Origin of the sequence: Trichocoleus sp. DQ-A3 (assembly GCF_039961975.1) — a bacterium.
Lineage (GTDB): Bacteria > Cyanobacteriota > Cyanobacteriia > Cyanobacteriales > FACHB-T130 > FACHB-T130.
Genome location: NZ_JAMPKC010000009.1, coordinates 89,877 through 112,164, shown reverse-complemented (window position 1 = coordinate 112,164; position 22,288 = coordinate 89,877). Strand labels below are relative to the sequence as shown.

At 43.2% G+C, this 22,288-nt stretch carries 18 protein-coding genes and 1 riboswitch; of the genes, 5 read left to right on the top strand and 13 right to left on the bottom strand.

Annotated features, from left to right (window positions below; all coding sequences use genetic code 11):
• Window positions 1–19: 19 nt before the first annotated feature.
• From NDI44_RS15585 to NDI44_RS15545, 9 genes are all read right to left on the bottom strand, one after another.
• Window positions 20–1,183, bottom strand: coding sequence for a glycosyltransferase family 1 protein (locus NDI44_RS15585; RefSeq protein ID WP_190411845.1), 1,164 nt, complete (start codon window positions 1,181–1,183; stop codon window positions 20–22).
• Window positions 1,177–2,100, bottom strand: a complete 924-nt coding sequence (locus tag NDI44_RS15580; protein ID WP_190411844.1) for an NAD-dependent epimerase/dehydratase family protein — start codon at window positions 2,098–2,100, stop codon at window positions 1,177–1,179. The genes NDI44_RS15585 and NDI44_RS15580 overlap by 7 nt, the downstream gene beginning before the upstream one ends.
• 50 nt (window positions 2,101–2,150) lie before the next feature.
• Entirely contained in the window at window positions 2,151–2,882 is a 732-nt protein-coding gene (locus NDI44_RS15575; RefSeq protein WP_190411843.1) for an acyltransferase, read from the bottom strand.
• A 6-nt stretch (window positions 2,883–2,888) separates the two neighbouring features.
• Window positions 2,889–3,506: an acyltransferase gene (locus NDI44_RS15570; protein ID WP_190411842.1), complete on the bottom strand. Its 618-nt coding sequence runs from the start codon at window positions 3,504–3,506 to the stop codon at window positions 2,889–2,891.
• Between the two features lie 14 nt (window positions 3,507–3,520).
• Entirely contained in the window at window positions 3,521–4,429 is a 909-nt protein-coding gene (locus NDI44_RS15565; protein ID WP_190411841.1) for a glycosyltransferase family 2 protein, read from the bottom strand.
• Between the two features lie 2 nt (window positions 4,430–4,431).
• Window positions 4,432–5,625 (bottom strand): hypothetical protein, encoded by a 1,194-nt coding sequence (locus NDI44_RS15560; RefSeq protein WP_190411840.1) that lies wholly within the window; start codon window positions 5,623–5,625, stop codon window positions 4,432–4,434.
• Window positions 5,622–6,980: a flippase gene (locus tag NDI44_RS15555; protein WP_190411839.1), complete on the bottom strand. Its 1,359-nt coding sequence runs from the start codon at window positions 6,978–6,980 to the stop codon at window positions 5,622–5,624. Before NDI44_RS15555 ends, NDI44_RS15560 begins: the two co-directional genes overlap by 4 nt.
• Window positions 6,981–7,078: 98 nt before the next feature.
• Window positions 7,079–7,993, bottom strand: a complete 915-nt coding sequence (locus tag NDI44_RS15550) for a phytanoyl-CoA dioxygenase family protein (RefSeq protein WP_190411838.1) — start codon at window positions 7,991–7,993, stop codon at window positions 7,079–7,081.
• A 274-nt stretch (window positions 7,994–8,267) separates the two neighbouring features.
• Window positions 8,268–9,638 (bottom strand): O-antigen ligase family protein, encoded by a 1,371-nt coding sequence (locus NDI44_RS15545; protein WP_190411837.1) that lies wholly within the window; start codon window positions 9,636–9,638, stop codon window positions 8,268–8,270.
• Window positions 9,639–9,908: 270 nt separating this feature from the next.
• Here NDI44_RS15545 and NDI44_RS15540 point away from each other — a divergent pair, with 270 nt between their 5' ends.
• From NDI44_RS15540 to NDI44_RS15525, 4 genes are all read left to right on the top strand, one after another.
• Window positions 9,909–11,384: an SLBB domain-containing protein gene (locus NDI44_RS15540; protein ID WP_190411836.1), complete on the top strand. Its 1,476-nt coding sequence runs from the start codon at window positions 9,909–9,911 to the stop codon at window positions 11,382–11,384.
• A gap of 88 nt (window positions 11,385–11,472) precedes the next feature.
• Window positions 11,473–13,764, top strand: a complete 2,292-nt coding sequence (locus NDI44_RS15535) for a polysaccharide biosynthesis tyrosine autokinase (RefSeq protein ID WP_190411835.1) — start codon at window positions 11,473–11,475, stop codon at window positions 13,762–13,764.
• Window positions 13,765–13,955: 191 nt separating this feature from the next.
• Window positions 13,956–15,770 carry an alpha/beta hydrolase gene (locus NDI44_RS15530; RefSeq protein ID WP_242037020.1) on the top strand — a complete coding sequence of 605 codons (1,815 nt, stop codon included), beginning with the start codon at window positions 13,956–13,958 and terminating at the stop codon, window positions 15,768–15,770.
• Window positions 15,771–15,930: 160 nt separating this feature from the next.
• The gene (locus tag NDI44_RS15525; RefSeq protein WP_190411834.1) at window positions 15,931–16,743 is read left to right on the top strand and encodes a stomatin-like protein; all 813 of its coding nucleotides are present in this window, start codon (window positions 15,931–15,933) and stop codon (window positions 16,741–16,743) included.
• A 111-nt stretch (window positions 16,744–16,854) separates the two neighbouring features.
• On the opposite strand, the gene folP is transcribed toward NDI44_RS15525, so the two are convergent.
• Both folP and tpiA read right to left on the bottom strand, forming a co-directional pair.
• Entirely contained in the window at window positions 16,855–17,823 is a 969-nt protein-coding gene (folP, locus tag NDI44_RS15520) for a dihydropteroate synthase (RefSeq protein WP_190411833.1), read from the bottom strand.
• Window positions 17,824–17,862: 39 nt separating this feature from the next.
• A complete protein-coding gene (gene tpiA, locus NDI44_RS15515) occupies window positions 17,863–18,594 on the bottom strand; it encodes a triose-phosphate isomerase (protein ID WP_190411832.1) in 732 nt (243 codons plus the stop codon).
• A 351-nt stretch (window positions 18,595–18,945) separates the two neighbouring features.
• On the opposite strand from tpiA, the gene NDI44_RS15510 reads away from it, so the two are divergent.
• Window positions 18,946–19,353 (top strand): pentapeptide repeat-containing protein, encoded by a 408-nt coding sequence (locus tag NDI44_RS15510; protein ID WP_190411830.1) that lies wholly within the window; start codon window positions 18,946–18,948, stop codon window positions 19,351–19,353.
• A gap of 108 nt (window positions 19,354–19,461) precedes the next feature.
• Here NDI44_RS15510 and NDI44_RS15505 read toward each other — a convergent pair whose 3' ends face one another.
• Both NDI44_RS15505 and NDI44_RS15500 read right to left on the bottom strand, forming a co-directional pair.
• Window positions 19,462–19,827, bottom strand: a complete 366-nt coding sequence (locus NDI44_RS15505; protein WP_242031478.1) for a hypothetical protein — start codon at window positions 19,825–19,827, stop codon at window positions 19,462–19,464.
• Between the two features lie 218 nt (window positions 19,828–20,045).
• On the bottom strand, window positions 20,046–21,323 hold the full coding sequence (locus tag NDI44_RS15500; protein WP_190411828.1) for a glycosyltransferase family 1 protein: 1,278 nt from the start codon (window positions 21,321–21,323) through the stop codon (window positions 20,046–20,048).
• 163 nt (window positions 21,324–21,486) lie between these two features.
• Window positions 21,487–21,677: riboswitch (cyclic di-AMP (ydaO/yuaA leader) on the bottom strand.
• Window positions 21,678–22,288 lie beyond the last annotated feature (611 nt).

Sequence of the window (22,288 nt, the reverse complement as noted above, 5' to 3'; positions counted from 1 at the left end):
CTAGATAAAATTTTGTTGGTTATACAACACTGCGTACTATCTCTAAAAAACGCCTACCGTATCCTTTGATTTGTTCAACATTATCCTGTTTAGCTAAACTTTCTTTTTCTACATCTGGTCCTGGTGTTAATGTAGTGAAACTTTTATCAATCAGTGCTGCTAGTTGTTCCGCATTACTACGCTCAAAAAAGTAAGAATCAGGAGGATTCTGCTCCAGGTGAACAGGAAAGTCAGAAAGTAACATGGGTTTACCAAGAGAACGTGCGTCCTCTACAACCGTACTCCAACCTTCAAATAAAGAAGGCTGAATTACAGCTAAAGACCTCCTCATGAGCTGAATTTGGTCTACACGAGGAATTAATCCTAAAAGACGTACTTGTTCGCTAATTCCTAATTCCTCAATTCTTGTTAAGAGGTAATTGTAATAATCAGGATTACGATAATCAGTAGCACTTCCAGTACAAACAACGGTAGGTGTAAGCCCCTGTTGTTTCAGTAGCCCCAAAGCTTCAATTACCACAGCATGATCTTTATGTTTCCAAAATTGATTGCTGATCAGGAAAAATTTATCTGGAAGTTGATAACTTTCTTGCGTTAGTTTGGGATCTAACTCAAACCATTCAGGTGCGGGACAGCTTACAAAATTCATTACAACACTTCGAGAAGCTGCTTCCGGATAAAGATGTTTAAAGTCTTCTTGTGCCATATTGCTACTGAGGACAATAATAGGAGCAGCGTGAGCAATTTGTTGCTGATCTCGATTACGTTGAGCGATTTCTTCCGGAGAGAAAAGGTTGGGTAAGTGATAGTGTTGAAAGTCAGGAATCCAACCTCCCCACTGATAAGGTGAGCGGGTTCCTGCTATCGCCGGGTAAAGAAAATTTATTTTTTGAGGATTTAGTAGTTCCAGAGGAATGAAAGAGATACGCTCAGCTAAAAAATTACACATTTTTAGATAGGCACGCTGCCACTTGGAAGTAGCATAAATTTGGTTAACGTAACCCCGGGCTGGTTCTATTAAATTTATATCTTTATCGTGAACAGCGATTGTTAGCTTGATATTCGCTTTTTCTGTTTCTGGTAAAGTAGCGATCGCACGAGCTAAATTCTGAATATATAGCACGCCCCCTAGCCAGCCAGAGCCACCCACCATGTTGAGGCAAATATGTAGATTTTTTACCATCCTAAAATCTCAGCTCGACACCATTGAACATAGACGTTTACACCCCTTTCTATCGTTACTTCAGGGGTAAATCCAATTTGGGAAAGTTTGCTCATATCGGCTTGCCAGTTTATCGGAGTTCCGACAGGAGTACTATTATCAAATTCAACCGGAATATCTTCTCCTAGTTTAGCTAACACTAATGCTGCTAATTCTTTGATTGTTGTTTCGACACCATTTGCAAGGTTATAAACCTCGGCTTCAAAATTAGCTTTTTCAGCAAGAATCTGAAGTGCCCTTGCTACGTCTCTACCATGAATAAAATCGCGGCTTTCGTTGCCAGTACCTCGTAACTTTAGTGCGGGGTTTATCAAAGCTTTTTGACACATATCCCAAAGAACTTGTCGCCTCAGTCCTGGCCCATAACCCGAAAAAATGCGTACTATAGCAGTGGGTAAGTTATAAACTTGGAAAAACTCAGCGCAAAGTTGCTCAGACATCAGCTTATGAAAGCCGTAGGGAGAAATTGGCTTCAAGCTTTGGTTTTCCTGAATGGGTAAGGTTTCTGGATTTCCATAGACAGCAGCACTAGAAAGATAGATTAAACGACATTTTGGAACATAAAGACGTAATGTATCTAAAAGGTTGAAAGTGACAGCAACACTGTTGCTAAAATCTGCTGATGGATCGCTAATTGAAAGCTCTACTGAAGCTCTTCCAGCGCAGTGAATACAAACTTCCGGTTGCAACTCTTGAACAATTTTTGCTAGATCCGCAGAAGGCAAATTTAATTGTTCATAGCGAAACAAATCTTGTCTAGGTGCATTCTCTGGAGGGCGATTTCCCAGCCCAATAACACTCCAGCCAGTTTCTGTAAACTGACGAGCAACATATCGCCCGATAAACCCTGTAACACCTGTAATTAAAACAGTTTTCATGGAAATATTTTTTATTTATTCGTAAAATTATCTATTTTCTTCCTACTTTGTTAGTCTAAATCCCCGAAGAACTTGCTAACAGCGATTGTTGGCATTCTAGTAGCGGGAAAATTTTTTTTTAATATTGCTAAATATTCATCTTCACCAGGAAGATATCGATCGCCATCTTCAGAATAATCTTTAGCCCTTACCCACTCTTGCAATCGCATATCAAATCTTTTAACGATTCGACATGGATTTCCTACCACCACGCTGAATGGGGGAATATTGCAATTTACTACGGTGGAAGCTCCAATGATTGAGCCGTATCCTACTTGGACGCCTTTCAAAATAGTCACGTCTACACCCAGCCAGCAATTTGTGCCGATGTCTATTACTCCATCAGTAGTTGTTAAAGCAGTGTGATACGGAATAAACGGAGAAGTGTATTCGTGCCCACTTCCTAACAGTTTACAGTCATTACCAATTAAACTGTAGTCACCGACTTTTATTAAAGCTCCAGCACTATAAAAGTTTCTGCGACCGATAAAACAGTTATCACCAACAATGACAGAAATTTTTTCTTTTTCTCGTTTGTTAATGACAATTACTGTTTCCGAACCGATAACTGAATTTTGACCAATTTTTACATTACCCCACCCCAGTACATGAACCGATGGATCGATATAAGAGTTTTTACCTACATTTTGCCTTTTACTAAAATGGGCTTTTAAGTTACCTCCTAGCCATTTAATCCTGTCTATTTGAGCGTCTGTTAGTTTAGATACTATAAAGCGCTTCATTGCTTTTTACCCGCGATCGCTTACTACTTCTTTGCTATTTAAAATCTTCCGTTCACCTTCAGGAACTTTGCCAATAATCTGGGCTGGATTCCCCGCAACAATCGTCCAAGCAGGGACATCTTTTGTAACGACTGAGCCAGCACCGATAATTGAGCATTTTCCAATCGTCACCCCTCTTAAAATAATTGAGTTACAAGCAATCCAAACATCCTCTTCAATAATGACTGGTTTTCCATTTAGGTTTAAGTCTTTAGGAAAGCCTTTTTGGATAATGTGAACGAATTGTTGATGACGCGCTACCGGATCGAGTGGATGAGTTTGATTGTCGAATATATTTACATTATGAGCAATGATTGTTCTATCTTTTATTTCAATTAAAGTGTCTGACCAAATTTTAGAGCCTTGGGCTAAATAACAGAAATTGCCTATTTTTATTTTTCCTCCAGGAAAAGTCATTAATTGACCTTCGATGTGAGTGTTTTCACCAAGAATAATACTATTTTTATCGCGATCGTGGCTTATCAGTGAATTGTGGTCTAAAACGCTTGAACTATTGCCAATTACACACTTTTTTTTGGTTAAATTAGCATTAATTTTAAACTTAATTTTGGAGAAGGGGTTCATCTCGTAATTACTCCTTAAGCAAAACTTTTTTGAAGTTTATTTTTAACTTTAGTAAATAGGCTTCTATTGTCAAAAAAGTTTTTTTGAAATAAGGTATCTGCTTCTACATCTCGAATCATAAAAGGAGGATGCTTCAAAGGAAAGCTAATTTCTTGCGTCTCCATTTTACCTAAGGGATTTTCAGTAGAAAAAGTGTGAGTTGCATTAGCTCCGAAACCAATATTCGTAATCAAATTAACTTCAGGCACTATTTTTAATCCATGTTGAAGCCAACAAGCTAGCAACCATTGATAATCCCAACAGGATCTGTTTTTATTTTGGTAGGCATCTTGAAATATTTTTTGCCAAAATAAATAATGTTTTGGTACCCTTAAGTAATTTTCTAGGAACCGACTCTCGAAAATTTCAGGCCATTGCTTAATGTCATAATCAAAATATTTCCAAGCTCTACGCCAGGATGCCCAACCCCAATTTCCACCAAAGTAGGAAAAATAATAACTTTGCCCGGGTAATTTCCGTTCGCCTAAAAGATTGGTTCCCGCAATACTCATTACTCTTTCATCATCGCGATATTTTTCTAATAACTCCTCGCAAAACTGAAAGAAAGTTGGATGAGGTAAACAATCATCCTCGAAAAGGATGGCTTCTTCTACTTGTTCAAATACCCAATTAATACCTGTAGCTGGACGTAAACCGCAGCCTAAATTTACATCTGAATAATTTTTTAGAACTTCGCAATCCCAATCTACAGTGTCAATAATTGCACGAGCAGCAGCGCACTTTTCTGCTTCACCTAGTTGATCGCTACGAGGGCCATCAGCAACTACTAAAAGCTTCGGCGGTTTTGCCTGACGAATTACCTCAAAAACCTTGGATGTAGTCTCAGGTCGTTTAAAGATTAACAAAGCAACGGGAGTTTTCATGGTCACTTATCAGCAGTCATATTCTGTTTATATTCGGAGTAATGTAGGAGCATACTGGAAGCGATCGCTCCTATTTCATCTAAAGGAGTCTGAAGCGAAACATAGCGATATCGAAAAGCAGCCAATCGAGGCTCTGTCTCTTGATAGAGGATATCTTGCGCCACGTTTCCCCACCGATCCTCTGGCATCAGATCGAGAGTCATGCCAGCATGACCAGAAGGTAACAGCATATTAGAACCATGTACACCAATGACCAAGCGGCTTTGGGAATAAACTTGGCACATTTGCCTCTCAGTGTCTGAATTAAACTTGTTTACCCGCAAATCTTCAATCCAGTCGGGAAACTGAGTTTTCCTCCCCAAACCAGCGATCGTAAACTTTGCTAAAGGAACTTTAGAGCGAATCTTTAAAAATAGTTTTTGCACCCTTTCATTCTGAAGCTTGAGGGCAATATCAACCATCTTTAATTTCCTCAAGGTTTTGAAGAGAAGCGGATTACACCAAATCCGATCGTCGCGCCAAATAAAGGTTATTTGGTTTGAATCTTTATCAAAGCTATGAGTGGGAACCCGCGTAAATTTACTAATATCAAACTGACTCGGATGAGAATATGCCTTACTTACGTAAATTTTATCAAAACGCTTGGATTCCTCAGAGATAAATTGGTCAAACTTCGGATAGTAGCATTGCCCTTGCTGTAAAGAGATATTTACCGTCCAAATTTCTGTAACGCCCTCTGGAACCATCCATCTCAAAAACTTTGGGACGATGACAATTAAGCCGCAATCTGGGTAATTATTTAGATATCTTTGGACATTAAGCAGCTTTAACAAACTATGCCCATAAAGATAATCAATACAGTTTAAGATAATGACACGTTGATGCTGCTTAAAAACCTCCTTAGATATCGCAATCTCTTCAGATTGGGGATTTTGCAGAGAGTAAAGAAGTTTTTGACCTAACCAATATTTACAAGATTCATTTCCAAAAACGTCACCTTTTGCTAAATCAATTTGATAAGGAAAAGTGACAGCATGACCAACTTCTAAATCTTCAATAATTTCTATATTACAGGAGTCGCACTTAGATTTTACGCAAATATGCATTCCCTGCCAAAGAATACCTTGAGGCTTCAGCAGTGTACCGCTGTGGGGACAGGTGGATTTGTGCTGAATGCTTGGTTTTATTTCAATCATTGCACGATTCCTTTAATTCTTGTAGCAGCCTTATATAAATTGCAAGAACGTAAAATAAACTTACTGATTGGCTTTAAATCGGGAATTATAAAGTTGAGAACTACAGTTACGATGAAATAAGTAATCAAGGTTGCTATGGTGGCTCCAACCGCCCCATACTTAGGAATTAGATGTAAATTTAAAACTATATTTATGACTGCCCCTATAAAGGTTAAAAGTAATTCATTTTTGGCTTTTCCTTCAATCATAATAAACGCATTTCTCGCAAGACCAAAACCGCTACCAAACTGTGACCAAACATAGATTGATAATATTATTGCTGAAGCTGCATACTTATCTCCGTACAAGAAATGAACAATGTAAGTGGAAAGCAGTGAAACTGGAATTGCGATTATCAACCACAAAATTAAGGTTAAATCAAAGTAAGCCTGAAATTTTTTGAAATATTCAATCTCCCCTTGAGCCTTCGCTTCAGTGAGTTTTGGGAAAAAAGATATTTGCATGATAGAGGGAATAAAATCAAATATCTGCGAGATCTTCACAGCAGCGGCATAAATGCCTAATTCATATTTAGGATCGAATTTAAGTTCTTGAGCAGAGAAGGAACCCAGCATGACCTGATCGATAGTGGAATAAATATAAATGGCGATTCCTGACACAATCAGGGGCCAGCTTTCTTTGATTAAGTTTTTCGCCTGAGGGAGACTGCTACGCCATGCTTTTATATCTTGTCCACTAGTCTGATAAATTATTATCAATCCCACAGCAGCTAAGGCAAGCTCTCCACATCTTGCCCAGGCAAATGCAATGAGAGGAGCTTTAATTTGAATTAAGACAATTCTGACAGCACAGACAAGCAAATAGGCGCAGTTTTTAACAACAACTGTATACTTAGATTTAACTTGTGAGCGGAACCAGAGATCGATCGTCTCGAAAGCTTGAAAAATGGTTCCAGCAGCGATAATTCCTACCAGCCAATGAGTTAAAGAGTCCTGGGGCTGTAGTAAGGAAATTGCGCCAACCGCTAACAAAGTTGTTACAGCACCGCCAATAAGTTTTAGTACGAGGGAAGTCCCAAGTGTTTCATTCTTGGTAAACGGATCGCGCACAATGTCGCGTACTACGATGCTATCAAGCCCCAGGTTGGCAATTGGCCCCAACAGCGCTACAAATGCGATCGCATAATTAAATAAGCCAAACTGTTCCGGCCCTAGATAGCGAGCCACCCATATCCCTACAATTAGGCTTAAGCCCATTTGGAGGATTTTGTCAGCGAACAGCCACGCGATGTTGCTGAACACCTTGCGTAGACCAGGGCTAAGCTTTTGATTGACCAGACTCAGCTTGTCTAACATTAGAATTGGGCAATTTATGAAGGAATAAAGATAGGGTTTGAGAACTGGGTCGTCCTACAAAACCCTATTTGTTGTTGCGGTGAACAGAACGGAATCGATTATTTACCTTTAGCACCTTGCAAGACTTTTCTCACAAATTTTGCGGTTCGCATTAGTTTCGGTTGCTCCCACAAATACTGCAATAAATCTGTTTTCAGTTTCGCTGCCGCTGAATAATTTTTGTACATTGCAGGAATCAAACGATACTTCATTCCTTTGTACGTGGCATAATCTACAGCAGTCGGAGATTCTGCATTGCGGCTACCGAATTCATATATTGCTGGTAAATAATGAGCCGTGAGAGATTTGCGAGAATATTGGGGATTGAGTGTTTCCAAGGAACCGTGAATCGTTCTAGAGTTCCAGAATAAGACGTCCCCTTTTTTCAAGGCAGGAGCTTGAATATTACTCTTGTGAACATTGATATACTCCTTCAACTTTTCCAAGTAAAACCGATTAGATAGTTTTTCATCATCTGTTAACTCAAAGTCAACCAGATGAGATGTTGGTAAAACATAGAATCGACCCGCTTCTTCGTGGATATCCTCCAGAGCAAACCATCCAGCCAGCAAATGACCATTGGGCATGGAATCTAAATAGTACCAATCTTGATGGGCAGGGGTAGCTGTGTTCATATCAAAGAACATAGTTTGCATGAGGTTATGCTCCTTACTACCCGTCAGTTCAGTCAGTGCTTCCCTAACCTGCTGCAAACAGAAAACTTCTTTAGCTGCCTCAGTAAATCCTGGATAATCTGGGTAATCGTGAACATCTCTAAAAGATTCTTCAGAATATCCATTGGGAGTAATTGTATTGGTTTCCCATTTATTCGTTGATTGTCTAAAGAAAGGAGAGTTAGATGAAAGGATATTGGAGTTATACTCTTTTAAAATATTATTAATTAAATTTTCAGGAATGAGATTTCTAAAGACATAGTATCCGTTAGTTTCGTAATAATCTTTAGGGGTGTCCATAAATTAAATCCTTTAGGAACTGATTGTTTTAGTTCACTTTTAAACGTATATTATTAGATATCGAGAAAATTTTCCTACGTAAATATCCGGAAATTAGATAGCGAGAAAGTTTTCCTAGGTAAATATCCCGAAAAAGTGTTGAATGTTATTGCAACACGGCTTAACATATTTGGCTGAAACTCATCCTTAATTAAAGCGATCGCTTACCGAGCCTCTAACCCTTCTAGCGATCGCCTGCTTGGTTAGGCACCCCTCAAGACCGGCAAACCAGTTCTTAAGCGCTGGAATTCTCTTGAGAACTGTTTCCTGTAGCGTCCAGGCATAATCGAACTGTTGCTATAACATAAAACAGCCAAGCATAGGTAATTGATATCAATCCAGTTTCAGTAATATTTGTCAGAACTGCCCAGGTAATCAGTAGCAGGGGCATGACTAATTCAGGTTCTTGGGTACGCTTCATATACTGAACTGCTAAAGCAATATTCGTTAAGAAAGAAAGGCAAAAGAACCCTAATCCTACGAATCCCAAGTCTACAGCTAGGTCTAAAAAACCATTATGAGAATGCTCTGGCTTAAATTGGGTTTTTACCACGATGATGTCAGCCGCTGGATCGGCTGCTCCTCGCCAAGACTGCCAAAATCCTTGGTATCCATAGCCCAGCAGTGGATGTTGTTTAATGTGGTTGATTACTAAAGGCCAGAAGTCTGTGCGTCCGGTTAATGTCAAATCTTTATTCAGTGTATCTACAATAATAAATTCGGCATTTTGGGTAATTACAATACACAAACACATGGCGATAGCCATAAAAAAGATTATGCAGGCAAAAGCTAATCGTGGAGGCAAGTTTTTGATAAAGCGGATAACGATTAACACGCTTATCAGTAGAACCAACAGAACTTTCCCCATTCCGCTATTTGAGCGTTGTAAAGAAAAAATAGATAAAGCAGCAAAACCCAGAGATTGCCATTTAGTTTTTGGTTTGCGAACTGACTGTATATAACACATAACAGCTGTTAGACCCATCAAGAATCCAAAAGCATTTCCGTGGGGTAAAATTCCTTGCCAGCCCTTAGACGTTACTCCAATTGACGGTCTGAACAAAGCATAAAATACACTCAGTAAAAGTATGATTTTGTTGATAGTAAGCAATAAATCAAATAGTTCTTTCCATTTATACTGCTTACCAACGTAAACACAAAAAGCAGTTGTGCCTAAAAAAACTATACTAGCTTTGAGTGTATAAGTTGGAGTTCCTGACCAAGCCGCAGATAGAATTAATAAAAAGAGTAATCCGCAAAAATAAACATTATTAATGAGAAGCCTAGAAATAACAAAAACTGAGTCTTTAATATTTTGCAAGAATCGCGAATAAATAATGAATATAAAGGTGGCGTAAATGCCGATTTGAAAAATCGTCGAATAAAGCTTTTTTCCCTGTAGATATAAAGCTCTAGGATGGATTTTATCAAATCCGCTTAAAGTAACTCCTGCGATCGCAAAGATTATTAAACCAATAAAAACTTTTTCTAATGTTTTAGAGGTCGCTTGACTTCTACCAGCAAAGTTAAACAATAATAAGATATAAATAATCGCACTGGTGGCAGCGATTATTAACAATAGAGGGTTTGAAGCGAGAGTACTCATGTTTAATATTCTTAGACAAGAAATAACGCGAAGCTGACCCTATATGAGTATAGCGACTGATTAAACCAGAGAAGAATAATGAATTTCCGTATATTTACGAGTATTTAATTCTTTTAAAGATACAAACTAAAAACTAGTAACTTCAAAAAGCTTACTATAAATAGGTTTAAGAGATTTACCTATAAAATGAGGATAAATAAATACTATTTAGAGTGGCAGGTTTCTACTCACACAGCTTAAATTTAAAAATATAAAACAAGTAGGTTATGTATGGTCGATCTAGGTTTTTATAGACAACTCACTCGAACTTCTGCCGGGATAACCTTAGTGGCAACATTTGCCTTTGCTTGCCCCAATCCTACGCAGGGGACTGTACCGCGTTTTCAAAAACCTACAATTCTTGCACAAGCGAATACTAATCCTGCTCGACCAGATATAGCCTATACATTGGGTGGAGGCGATCGCATCCGCCTTGATATCTTCGAGGTTCCCCAATATAGCGGCGAGTACCAAGTTCTCGCAGATGGCTCCTTATCCCTACCCTTGATTGGAACCCTATCGGTTCAGGGGCTAACCGTGCCACAAGCGACGAATGCCATTTCATCTGCATACTTTCGCTTCCTCAAACGACCCATCATCACCATTAGCGTTCTGTCTCCTCGCCCTATCAATGTTCGGGTGGGAGGAGAGGTGACTCGCCCAGGGGGCTTCACAATTCCTCTGATAGCTGGAGTCGGGAGCGTGCCTGGGTTCCAATATCCCACCGTAACCCAGGCAATTGAGCTGGCACAGGGAATTACGCTGACGGCTGATATTCGTAAGGTTCAGGTGCGTCGCAAGCTAGCATCCGGTTCCGAGCAAGTAATCAATCTGAATCTTTGGGATCTGATACAAACCGGCGACAGCAGGCAAGATTTAAATTTGCGGGATGGAGACACTGTCTTTATTCCCACAACCAGCACCATTAACTTAGACGAAGTACGCCAAATTGCCACGACTCGTTTTTCACCTCCTTTAGAGGAACCCCGCAGTGTTGCAGTCGTAGGAGAAGTCAACCGTCCTGGTACTTATGTTGTGATTGGAGGAAAGACAACACTAGAGCAAAGAACCCTGGGGCTGCCAACTGTAACGCGGGCAATCGATTTGGCTGGGGGGATTAAGCCCTTGGCAGATATTCGCCGTATCCAGCTGCGGCGACTCACCAAAGCAGGGACAGAACAAATCATCGATCTGAATCTTTGGCAACTCTTGCAGGCTGGGGATTTCAGTCAAGATACGCTTTTGCAAGATGGAGATACCATTTTCATTCCCACTGCATCAGCAGTTAACCCGGCAGAAATTTCTGAATTAGCGACCACTAGCTTTTCTCCCGGTACTATTAAGGTAAGTGTGGTCGGAGAAGTGAAAAGTCCAGGAGTGGTGCAGGTTGCGCCAAACACAACCTTGAATCAAGCATTGCTGACTGCGGGAGGATTCAATGATGCTAGAGCGAATCGAAAGGCGGTTGATTTAATTCGCCTCAACCCTGACGGTACAGTGTCAAAAAGTAAAGTCAATATTGATTTAACCCAAGGAATCAATGAGACAAATAATCCACTCGTCCGCAATAACGACATTATTGTCGTCAGCCGTTCTGGAAGCGCCAAAACTTCTGACAGTGTGCGAACATTCTTAGAACCGATCGAAAAGGTTTTCACATTCTTCAACATTTTTAATTTATTTGGAATCTTGGGAGACGATGACTAGGTAAGCATATATTCAGGGTGTATCTATAAACGTTTTCTTAAACCGTAGTTAGCTTTTTTTGTTCTATCTACTTCTATCTAATAGGTAAATGGATACCGAACACAATTCACAGCCGTTCTTTAATAAGCGCACTAGTAATAGCAAGTTGACTCAGTCCTTGCCAGGGCACCTGACTCGACCCTCTGACGACAGTGAGGAACAGAAGCTGGACTTGGCATGGCTATTAGGGGTTGTGCGCCGCCGACTCCCAGTTATGGCAGGGGTAACAATTATATTAACTGTCATGTCAGGAAGCATGATTGTCTTTACCTCAAAGCAGATTGCTCCAGAATACGAAGGAGCTTTTCGGCTTTTGGTGGAACCCGTGACTGCTGAAGATAGATTGGCGAAGCAATTTTTATCGTCTCAAACGAACAATGCAGATATCCAAAAAATCGAAGTAGAAAAATCTAGTTTATTGGATTATGAGACGCAAATTCGAGTTTTGCAAAGTACGAAATTAATGTTGCCAGTCATCAAGGAATTGCAAAAAAAATATCCGGAGATAACATATAACTCCTTAATGACGAAACTCTTAATTTTTCGAGTCAATTATGAAAAAGATGGAGTTCAATACGGCACCAAAATTTTAGAAGTTAGTTACCGGGATGAAGACCAGCAAAAAATTCAGTTTGTATTGGATAGTCTTTATAAAAATTATCTGAATTACAGCCGCCAAGAGCGCCTGTCAAGCCTTAAACAAGGAATTGAGTTTATCAATCAGCAGCTACCTCAGCTACAAGGGCAAGTTGATACGCTGCAAGCACAACTCCAAAAACTGCGGCAGCAGTATAATGTCAGCGATCCGGAACAAGCAGATTCCTTGCTATACGAGCAGGCTTTGACGCTTGAAAGACAAAGATCGGATACCCAAGCGGAACTCGCTGACGCGCAAGCGCAATATGCCAGTATGCAAAAACAGTTGCAAGAAGGGAACTCTACCGCAATTTTGTCTACTGATGCAAAAACCTACGAAACCTTGCTAGCGCAGATTCAAACTCTAGATAGTACTATTGCGGCACAATCCCCCCAATTTCGGGACGATAGCCCACCGATTCTGGTTCTTAAGGAAAAGCGGGAAAATTTGCAACGGTTGCTGAGCGAACAAGCCCAAGGGCTTCTCAAAAAATTGGAGGGAAGAATCCAAGGAATACAGGAGCGCTACCAAACAATTCTGAAAACTGAAAGGAAAATCAAAGCACAACTGCAAGAATTACCTGCGGTAGCCCGCCAGCACGCCGATATACAGCGAAAATTATTAGTTGCAACCGATAACCTCAAGCAATTTTTAGGCAAACGAGAAGCCTTGAACTTAGATGCTGCCCAGCAGGAAGTGCCTTGGGAACTGATTGAAGAGCCTCAGCTACGGCGCGATGAAGATGGCAACCTGATATCAGTAGCAACGAAACAAACGAAAAAACAGTTAGCGATCGCAATTGTTTTAAGTGCGCTATTGGGTATCGGGTTGGGTTTTCTCATCGAGGCTCTCAATACAGTCTTCCATACCCCCGAAGATGTCAAAGGGGAAACGAAACTGCCGATTTTGGGAGTGATTCCTTTTGCCAAGGAACTCAAGAAACCGCCCAAGAAACCCAGCAAACTCTCTACCGCAGCGGATGTTGCCGGTTTAAATCAACTTTTGGGTGACAATAAAGCAAATGGCAATGGTCGCAAGAAGCTAAATGTATACACCGATTCGCCATTTTTGGAAGCCTTCCGTTCTCTCTATACAAATATTCGCTTGCTCAGTTCCGGGACGCCGATTACTTCTTTGGCAATCAGTTCCGCAACACCGGGAGATGGAAAATCAACGGTTGCCATTCACTTGGCGAAAGCCGCAGCGGCAATTGGTCAGCGGGTATTATTGATAGACGCCGATTTGCGGCGTCCGAGTCTGCATACTCGCTTAAGCTTACCGAACGTGCGCGGACTCAGCGATATCATCGCCACGGATTTGAGTCTGAATGATGCCATTCAGCGATCGCCAGAAGACAACAACCTGTTTGTCTTAACATCGGGTCACAACTCTTCAGACCCGATCAAACTGCTTTCGTCAGATAAAATGCAGTATCTGATCGAGCAATTTCAAGCCCGTTTCGACTTAGTGATCTACGACTCACCACCCCTAGTTGGTTTAGCAGACAGCAACATCTTGGCAGCGAATACAGATGGCACTATTTTAGTTGTGGGGATCGATCAAACAGACCGTTCCATGCTGATGAAAGCATTAGATGGACTAAAAATCTCCGGTGGCACAGTCTTGGGTATCGTCGCCAATGGCATTAAAGGGTATACTTCTCCCGCGTATCCTTCCTATAGCCGCACCTATAGTCGCAATTAAGCGAGCTTCGGGGCAGGGGCGTATTCTTATGTTCGCTGAGTCCATGCTTGGCTTTGCTGTGCTAACAGCACTGACTATCCAGTTTCTATAAAAGTGATCGCACAAGTGCAGAGCTTTTGAAGAATGGGAACAACCACAATCGAATTGCTTCTACATTACGGCGCTGCTGCACTCAAACGGGGTGAATGGAAATGATGAAGTTAAAGCTGGACTGGTTTCCGGACAAGGGTTTCCGAAAGTCGCTTTCAAGAACGCAAACGCCGCCATTTTCAGAAACGGCAAGGCAGATCGGACGGACGCGCTTACTTGCTCAAAGCTTATTATGGGGCGTTACGCTAACTTCTTTAAGCAACGCGATCGCACTTTTGTCAATTGGGGCACCCGTCTTAGCAGCAGAACGGGTAACGCTGCGCTTGGGACCGTTTCAGCAATCGGTCGCGATCGAAGATTTAGAGGATTTTGCCAAAACGGGGGAAGTTCCTGCAAGTCTCAAGCCTTACAAGGCATTGCTCAGCTCAGAATTTCGAGACATCCTCAACCGTCGCTTGCACCTAGATCCGAATTTGGGAGACAAAGTGGTGAAAGACGTGTTGCGATCGCCCGTTGGAGAAGAATTAATCAAGAAGCTGGGATTGGCGCTCCCGAATAGTACGGTAGAACAACTGCAAGCAGGTCTAACTCTAGCCTTGCGGCAAGCCAACGGCTTAAGCGTTATCAGCTTTTTGCAGTCCTATCCAGCCGACACCATTACCATAGACGCCTCTTCAGCGATCGCGATCGCCCTAGAATTCAACGCCCCCTACTGGCAAAGCGGAGCTTTAGGCCCTCTACTGGAGCGGGAACTGACCGTCACCAAAGGAAAATTTCGTCCCGCGTTTAACCCCGCCCAAGCGGGTTCCGAAACAGTACAGCAGCAGACCCTGACCTTTCACGACTGGCGACGCCAAGAGCCGGTTCTGGGGACATACACCAGCGATCGCAAGATCGTCGTCGATCTTTACTGGGCAAACACAAACGAGAAGCCCCCTTACCAAAATTCTCAGAATCCCCTCGTCGTCCTCTCCCACGGCTTTGGAGCCGATCGCTCCTTCCTGGCTTATGTAGCCCGTCACCTAGCGTCTCATGGCATCACCGTCGCCGCCATCGAGCATCCGGGCAGCAATGCCAACCAAATCTTTGGCGGGCATTTTGGCAGCAACTCTGTGGGAGTACCCGGTTTAGTACCTTTGTTACCGGCGTCCGAATTTGTCGCCATGCCCAAAGATATTAGCTTTTTGCTTGATGAGCTAGCTCGGCTAAACCAGCTACCAGGTTCCCTTCAGGGGAAGCTGAATACCGAGAAAGTGAGCGTGATTGGTCATTCCTTGGGCGGCTACACGGCTTTAGCGTTGGCGGGAGGCGAACTGAATCTAGATGAGTTACGACAATTCTGCAAAAATCGCAATCCTCTAGGAAAATCGGGGGGCGATTGGTTGCAGTGTGCAGCAGCGGATCTGCCCGACCAACGTTTGAGCTTGCGGGATCGGCGCGTGGCGCAAGCGATCGCGCTGAACCCCGTCGTGGGAGACTTATTTGGCAAAAAAGGTCTTGGCAAAGTTAGCACTCCTACCTTAATCTTGACTGGCACCAGCGATCCCCTCACTCCATCGCTGAACCATCAACTACGACCTTTTACCCAACTACCCAGCCCGAAATATCTCCTCACAGCAATTGGCGGAACTCACTTAAGCATTAGCGATTTTGCTCCTGGTAGCCAAGGCGAACAGCTCACTCAAACAACCCTCGTCAACGAACGCACTGGTGAAGTAGCGGCTCCCCTGCGTCAGTTGCTTAAAGGCGTCACCTTGGCATTTGTCAAACAGCTGACTCCAGCCGCCTCAACTTACGAACCCTTTTTAACACCCGCCTACGCCCAATCTCTCTCTACCCCAGAACTGGCGCTGCGCCTGAATACGCAACTACCCCCAAGCGTTACTTCGTGGCTGGCTTTGCCACCACTGCCCTAGAAAGGCGGGCATCCCAATGAAATGTTTCTCAAAACTAAGGCAAGGCTCCGAGTTTTGGATAAAAATCCTGATTTAATCAAAGTCAAGCTGTGACTAATTAAAAGTTAGCATTAAGCTAATCGCTACTTTTGACAGTAGCCTCTTCAGGAGAGAGCGCATTATGGACCCCATCACGATTCTTGCCCCCCTCGTTTTGGTGATCGTTGGCTACACAGTGGGTTCTGTGAAAATTATCAACGAAGGAAATCAAGCTTTAGTAGAGCGCTTGGGTCAGTACAATCGAAGACTCGCGCCCGGTCTCAACTTTATCGTTCCCTTTGTTGACTCAATTGTGGTGGAGGAAACCAGCCGCGAGAAGTTTTTGAATATTGACCCTCAGCAGGCAATTACCAAAGACAACGTTTCGCTGAAAGTTGATGCAGTGGTGTACTGGCAGATTCTGGATTTGGAAAAAGCCTACTACGCCGTTGAAGATATTGAGCAAGCAATCGAAAACTTAGTTTTAACGACGCTACGCTCTGCGATTGGTCAAATGGAACTGGAGCAAACGTATTCTTCCAGAACCGAAATTAATCAGACTTTGTTACAGCAGCTGGATGAAGCGACGGCTGCGTGGGGAGTTAAGGTGACTCGCGTCGAGGTACGAGACATTACGCCCGCAAGAACTGTTTTGGAGTCTCTGGAGCTGGAACGAGCAGCGGAAAGTAAGAAACGCGCTTCTATCTTGGAAGCGGAGGGAACTGTGAAGTCAATAGAAATTCTTAGTCAAGCTTTGCAGTCACAGCCTTTAAGTAGAGAAGTATTACAGTTTCTCGTTGCTCAAAGATATGTCGATGCCAATCAGAAATTGAGTGCGAGTCCTAACTCCAAAGTGGTATTTATGGACCCGAAAGCTTTATCAGAAGCCATGACTGATTTAATGTCTACTCCTGAACCTCCTAATGGCTCTAATGGCAATGGATCGGGAACTTAGAAGGTAAAAGGTAAAAAACAAAAATGAAAAGAGTTTTAAGAGTCGAGCTGATTTGAAATTAAAAACATCACTTTTTAAGGCATTTCAAGACAGCGATCGCTCTTAGCTTTTCTATTTTTGTTTTCTGAAAATGGCATCCGCGACGCGACAAACGTCGTGCATAGGTTGGACATCGTGAATTCGGAGGATATCAGCACCTCCCGCGATCGCTCCGCAACAAGCCGCCGCCGTTCCCCACACTCTGCCTTTGGGATCGGGTTGATTTAAAATCCGCCCGATAAAACTTTTCCGGGATGGTCCCACTAACAAAGGAACGCCCAAAGAATGCAACATCGGCAGGCGTTGCAGAATTTCCAAGCTTTGCTCGTAAGTTTTGGCAAAGCCAATGCCGGGATCGATGATAATTTTTGAGCGATCGATGCCAGATGCGATCGCTTGCTCAATTTGACTTGACAAAAACTCGGAGATTTCCCCCATCAAGTCCTGATAATTCGTCATCTGCTGCATGGTAGCTGGCGTCCCTCGGATGTGCATCAACACAATGGGGACTCCCAACTCTGCCACCACAGCAAACATCTCCGGGTCGAAAGTACCGCCGGAAATATCATTGACGATATCAGCCCCCGCCCCAATCGCTGCCCGTGCCACAGATGCCCGTGTTGTATCCACGGAAATCGGAACCTCAGAAGGATGAGGGATGTATCCCGGAGGGTTGGATAAGGGATTGCCGTGTTGAGCAGATTCGATGACCCCCACCGCAGAATCGGAGTCAGCCTCGATCCTTCCTTCTGCTCCCTTTCGGAGCGCCTGCACCACTGGTAGCACCCGATCCAATTCCTCTTCCAGAGAGATTTGGGCGGCTCCGGGGCGGGTTGATTGTCCCCCCACATCGAGGATATTGGCTCCGGCTGCCACAAGATGCTTAGCCTGAGCCAAGGCGTCTCCTAGCGTGTTAAAGTCTCCGCCGTCACTAAAACTATCAGGCGTCACATTCAACACACCCATTAAATAAGTGCGCTGTCCCCAGTCAAAAGTTTGACCCCGCAGGGCCAAGCTATTTTGGATTTTGGATTGATTCATCCGTCATCCGGCGAAGAAAGCGCCGCTTCGCTAACATCCTTATCCTTTTTGAAAGTTGACAATTCGGGCAAAACTGGCAGCCTCCAGACTGGCTCCCCCGACCAAAGCCCCATCGATTTCTGGCTGCGCCATGATTTCATCAATATTATTGGGCTTGACCGAGCCACCGTACTGAATCGAGACATTTGGATTTGTCAATTGAGTGCGAATCAAGCCAATCACCCGATTTGCTTCTTTTGACTCGCAGGTGTCGCCAGTACCAATTGCCCAAATAGGTTCGTAGGCAATAACCAGGTTTTCCTGGTCAACGTCAACCAAGCCTTTTTTCAGTTGGGTAGAAATCAGGGATTCTGTTTCACCTGCATCGCGTTGTTGCTTGGTTTCGCCGACGCAGAGAATGGGCGTTAAACCGTAGCGTTGCGCTGCTTTCAGCCGTAGGTTCACAGTTTCATCGGTTTCGCCAAAGTATTGACGCCGTTCGCTATGACCCACAATTACGAAACGCACCCCAATTTCTGTCAGCATGGGTCCGGCAATTTCACCTGTGTAGGCTCCCATTTCTTCCCAGTGGATGTTTTGGGCACCCAGCTGCACGCGGCTACCGTGCAGATTTTTAGACATGATGCTTAAAGCAGTGAAAGGAGCCGCTAGGACTACTTCCCGCTCGTCTGGGGTTTCTTCTAGGTGAGACATGAATCCTTGCAAAAACTCCAGACTCTCGGTCTGAGTTTTGTACATTTTCCAATTACCGGCAATAACTATTTTCCGCACAGCTAACTCAGTCAAGTTCAGAATGCTAAAAACTGTAACCTCCAGTTTAGTACGGCGGGGGAACCCCTGCTTTAAAGGCGATCGCATTTACACTTTCTGGTCGCTAAAAGCGCAAATGTCAAGCGACGCGATAATTTCACCCCGCAATCCTTGCACGCCAACACTCGATCCGCAGGAGCGATCGCTCTGGGGATGCTGCTCTTAGCCGCTACTCACTTCAAAAATCTTTTTATTACTTTAGGTGGGTATTTACCCGAAAGATTCCCCCCTATCGTAGGATGTTTCTCAAAAAAACATAGGTTTAAAATTATACCAGAACGTAAATAAAAAACTTAAATTATTGGAGTAAATATGAAACTAAAATTTTTAGCAGCCGCAGCGATTCTGCTTCCCTTAGGCTTAGTTGCTCCCGTCCGAGCCGAAAATCCCGCTCATGTCAGACGATTAATCGAAACTAAGCAATGTCAGAACTGCGACTTGAAAGGAGCCAATCTTGTAAGTGCCCATCTCACTGGGGCTGATTTGAGAGGGGCAAACTTGCAGGGAGCTAACCTAGCGAATGCCAACTTAGAAGGTGCCGATCTAACGCAGGCTAATCTGGAAAAAGCTAATTTAACGGGTGTATTTGCAAATAGCGCCGATCTCCAGAAAGCAGACTTAAGTAGTGCCAATTTGAGAGAGGCTAACTTGATAAATGCTAACTTGAAGGATGCGGCTCTCGACAACGCGATTTTGCCGAATAACGTTAAATGGGATTAGTGGTTTTTTCACAACTAAATATTTGACAAAAATACAAAACTCGGTCAGAAACTGACCGAGTTTTGTTTTGAGCGATCGCTCAAAGCACAAATGCAGCAGTGCTAGGCTCTATCGTGCAGTCTTTGCCGAGAGCCGAGAAGCTTCTTCCTTCAGAATCCATGACGAAGACAAATCTTCTACAAAACTCTTCTGGCTTAAACTTGCAGCTTCAACTACTCTGACAATAAGTGTTGGTAAGTATGTGCTATTAACCATCTGATAGCCATAGCCAAAAACCTTGCCTGAGCGTCCGGTTTTCTTATGTAGTACGCTATCTCCGATATTCAGCATGATTTCAACTCTCCTAATTTTGTGATTTGCCGTTTTCTTACTACTTGAATTGCTCTCAAATGATTGGATGGATATCCCGCTTTTACCGACAATCCATCGATTTGGAATAAATTTGTTTAGGGTTGGGGAATAGAGTTCTTGCAAAAATATTGAGAACCTGTCCTAACTTTCGGAAACGAAGAGGGAGTCTCATTTCCTCCTTGCAAGGAACAAAGAAGATTGATTGTTTTTATTGCAAGAAACGCTTATACACTGAAAGCTCACAACGTTGGATGGAAACTCTTTTCTAGTGCCTTTTCTTGCTCGCTATCGGGATTAAAATCCCATCCCAAAGGACTCAGCACTTTTCAGGGGAAAAAATCTCAAGCGACTAGCTGCGGTTTGCTCGTAGATTCAACAGCAGCTTGGCACAGTAATTTGGTGTACAGATGGCTGAGTCGTAATGCCACGCTATTCCAGCTAAAGGCAATTTCTACCCGTTGGCGACCCATTTGGCCTAATTGGTCTCGCCAATCGGGATCGGCTAGGATGCGGTCAATCGCCTGTCCAAAGGCGACTTCATCTTTGGGAGGTACCAGTAAACCCGTTACCTCTGGCACTACGGTAAACTGCAAGCCGCCTACATTACTTGCAATTACCGGCGTCCGGGTAGCCATTGCTTCAATGGCAACTAAACCGAAGGGTTCGTAATGACTGGGGACAACACACACATCGGCAGCTGAGTAGTAGAGAGGCAAATCGTTATCTTCCACACGACCGGGGAAGCAAGTGAGATCGCCAATGCCTTCTTCAGCTACGATTTTCTCAATGCGATCGCGTTCAATGCCGTCACTCTGTCCCGGACGGCTTCCGCCTGCGATGAGGAGCTTTAGGTCGCAAGACTTGCGTAAGCTTGATTTTGCTACGGCTCTGACTAGCGTTTCAATTCCCTTGCGCCGATCGAAACGACCCACATACAGCACTACTTTGGCGTCGCTGGCAATTCCTAGCTGTTGGCGTGCTTCTTGGCGCTGAGTGGAACCAAATTTAACGATATCTGTACCGCAGGGAATCATTTCAATCTGTCCCTGAGTGGAAACAAGCGATCGCATTTGATCTTCTTCTTGCGGACTGGTAGCAATCACTCGATCCACTGTTTCCAAACACGCTTTTTCAACTGCTAGCCGTGTGGAAGCGATCGCTGGAATCTCGGAAACTGTACGATACTTCACTGCACCCAGAGAGTGATATGTATGTACCTGCTTCAAAGGTTGGTGCTTTTTCAGTTCCATTCCCACCCAAGATGACAACCAATAATTGGTATGCACCAGGGTATATTGCAAACCTTCACGCTGCTGGAATGCCTGGAATTGTTCAACAAACTCTGGTAAATAGCCGAAAAGCCGATCCCGACTCATGAATTGGGCTGGCCCAGCGGCTAATCGGATTGTCTGGCAGTTCGGCGTATGCTGAACGACATCCAGTTGATCCGGAGTGCTGCGGCGAGTGAACATATCCACCTGCCAACCTTGCTCAGCGAGTGCTAATCCTACTTGACGCACATAGACATTTTGACCTCCAGCTTCTTCTTGCCCAATTTCTACCGCTGGATCGCCATCTACCGAAATTAAGGCGATACGATTTTTGTCAGTCAGTAACATCGGTTGATTTTCTCCTCATAGCTAGCGCACCTGCTTTCCTACGCCAGCAGTTGAAGCACGGCATGTGCCTCTACTCATAGTCGAGGGCAGGTACAACGAAGCGAACAGATACCAGCCAAGGACACTGATGAGATCGCGCAAATTCTACAAAATTGCTGACTCTTCAGTCTCCTCTCAATGCCGACGGAGTTAGCTGACGGGCGAGGACTGAGAGATGTCCCTCTCTGAGAAATTAAGAATGCAAAATTAAAAATTAGGATTACTATTTTTAATTTTTAATCTCTCATCGATAAGCCCCAAAATTTGGTTCCTCCGCTCCAGCTTCACCTTAATTAGATAAGGTACGTTTTTTAAAGTGAGATACTGGATTAGGCTGACTTATGTAGACTGACTGCAACCTTAACACTACAATTTAAAAATCGTCAACCTACCTTAAGATAGATGTTTTTTAATATACGATAATGATATCTATACTTACCCTCCAATCGTCAGACTTACGAGTCAAGCATTTGATGTGGGCGGATGGGGTCGATAGAGTACATTGGGCTAAGTAAAAAAACCATCAGCTAACTTTTGTTAGCGAACGTTCGCGCACGGCATTAACCTACACGACAAGAAATGCAACTCGTTATTAATAAAAGCTTTCTACATCTTTAACCTTCAGTCATTCGTTCAATATCAACCAACTCATAACTAAGAGTTAAAGACTACTAGAAACAACTCTTTACTGTTGCTATGATTCATCTAATTATAGTTTTTATAGCTCGGTGCTAAATCATTTTCAAACGCGAGATATTCGACTTATCGAAGAAGTCAGGAATCTGAACTCCTAGCTTGCAACTCAAATAGGATTGCTATAGCTACGGGATAATTAGATTAGATTTAATAACCGAATGGAATAGTAGTTGTTGAGGAAAAAAGCTCGGTTCAGCGATTAGCGGTTAGCAATTTCAATTCCTAATTGC

What these genes read in the sequence shown, in the direction of transcription:
- NDI44_RS15585 (WP_190411845.1), bottom strand. Translation starts at nt 1,183, where the DNA reads ATGGTAAAAAATCTACATATTTGCCTCAACATGGTGGGTGGCTCTGGC.
- NDI44_RS15580 (WP_190411844.1), bottom strand. Translation starts at nt 2,100, where the DNA reads ATGAAAACTGTTTTAATTACAGGTGTTACAGGGTTTATCGGGCGATAT.
- NDI44_RS15575 (WP_190411843.1), bottom strand. Translation starts at nt 2,882, where the DNA reads ATGAAGCGCTTTATAGTATCTAAACTAACAGACGCTCAAATAGACAGG.
- NDI44_RS15570 (WP_190411842.1), bottom strand. Translation starts at nt 3,506, where the DNA reads ATGAACCCCTTCTCCAAAATTAAGTTTAAAATTAATGCTAATTTAACC.
- NDI44_RS15565 (WP_190411841.1), bottom strand. Translation starts at nt 4,429, where the DNA reads ATGAAAACTCCCGTTGCTTTGTTAATCTTTAAACGACCTGAGACTACA.
- NDI44_RS15560 (WP_190411840.1), bottom strand. Translation starts at nt 5,625, where the DNA reads ATGATTGAAATAAAACCAAGCATTCAGCACAAATCCACCTGTCCCCAC.
- NDI44_RS15555 (WP_190411839.1), bottom strand. Translation starts at nt 6,980, where the DNA reads ATGTTAGACAAGCTGAGTCTGGTCAATCAAAAGCTTAGCCCTGGTCTA.
- NDI44_RS15550 (WP_190411838.1), bottom strand. Translation starts at nt 7,993, where the DNA reads ATGGACACCCCTAAAGATTATTACGAAACTAACGGATACTATGTCTTT.
- NDI44_RS15545 (WP_190411837.1), bottom strand. Translation starts at nt 9,638, where the DNA reads ATGAGTACTCTCGCTTCAAACCCTCTATTGTTAATAATCGCTGCCACC.
- NDI44_RS15540 (WP_190411836.1), top strand. Translation starts at nt 9,909, where the DNA reads ATGGTCGATCTAGGTTTTTATAGACAACTCACTCGAACTTCTGCCGGG.
- NDI44_RS15535 (WP_190411835.1), top strand. Translation starts at nt 11,473, where the DNA reads ATGGATACCGAACACAATTCACAGCCGTTCTTTAATAAGCGCACTAGT.
- NDI44_RS15530 (WP_242037020.1), top strand. Translation starts at nt 13,956, where the DNA reads ATGATGAAGTTAAAGCTGGACTGGTTTCCGGACAAGGGTTTCCGAAAG.
- NDI44_RS15525 (WP_190411834.1), top strand. Translation starts at nt 15,931, where the DNA reads ATGGACCCCATCACGATTCTTGCCCCCCTCGTTTTGGTGATCGTTGGC.
- folP (WP_190411833.1), bottom strand. Translation starts at nt 17,823, where the DNA reads ATGAATCAATCCAAAATCCAAAATAGCTTGGCCCTGCGGGGTCAAACT.
- NDI44_RS15510 (WP_190411830.1), top strand. Translation starts at nt 18,946, where the DNA reads ATGAAACTAAAATTTTTAGCAGCCGCAGCGATTCTGCTTCCCTTAGGC.
- NDI44_RS15500 (WP_190411828.1), bottom strand. Translation starts at nt 21,323, where the DNA reads ATGTTACTGACTGACAAAAATCGTATCGCCTTAATTTCGGTAGATGGC.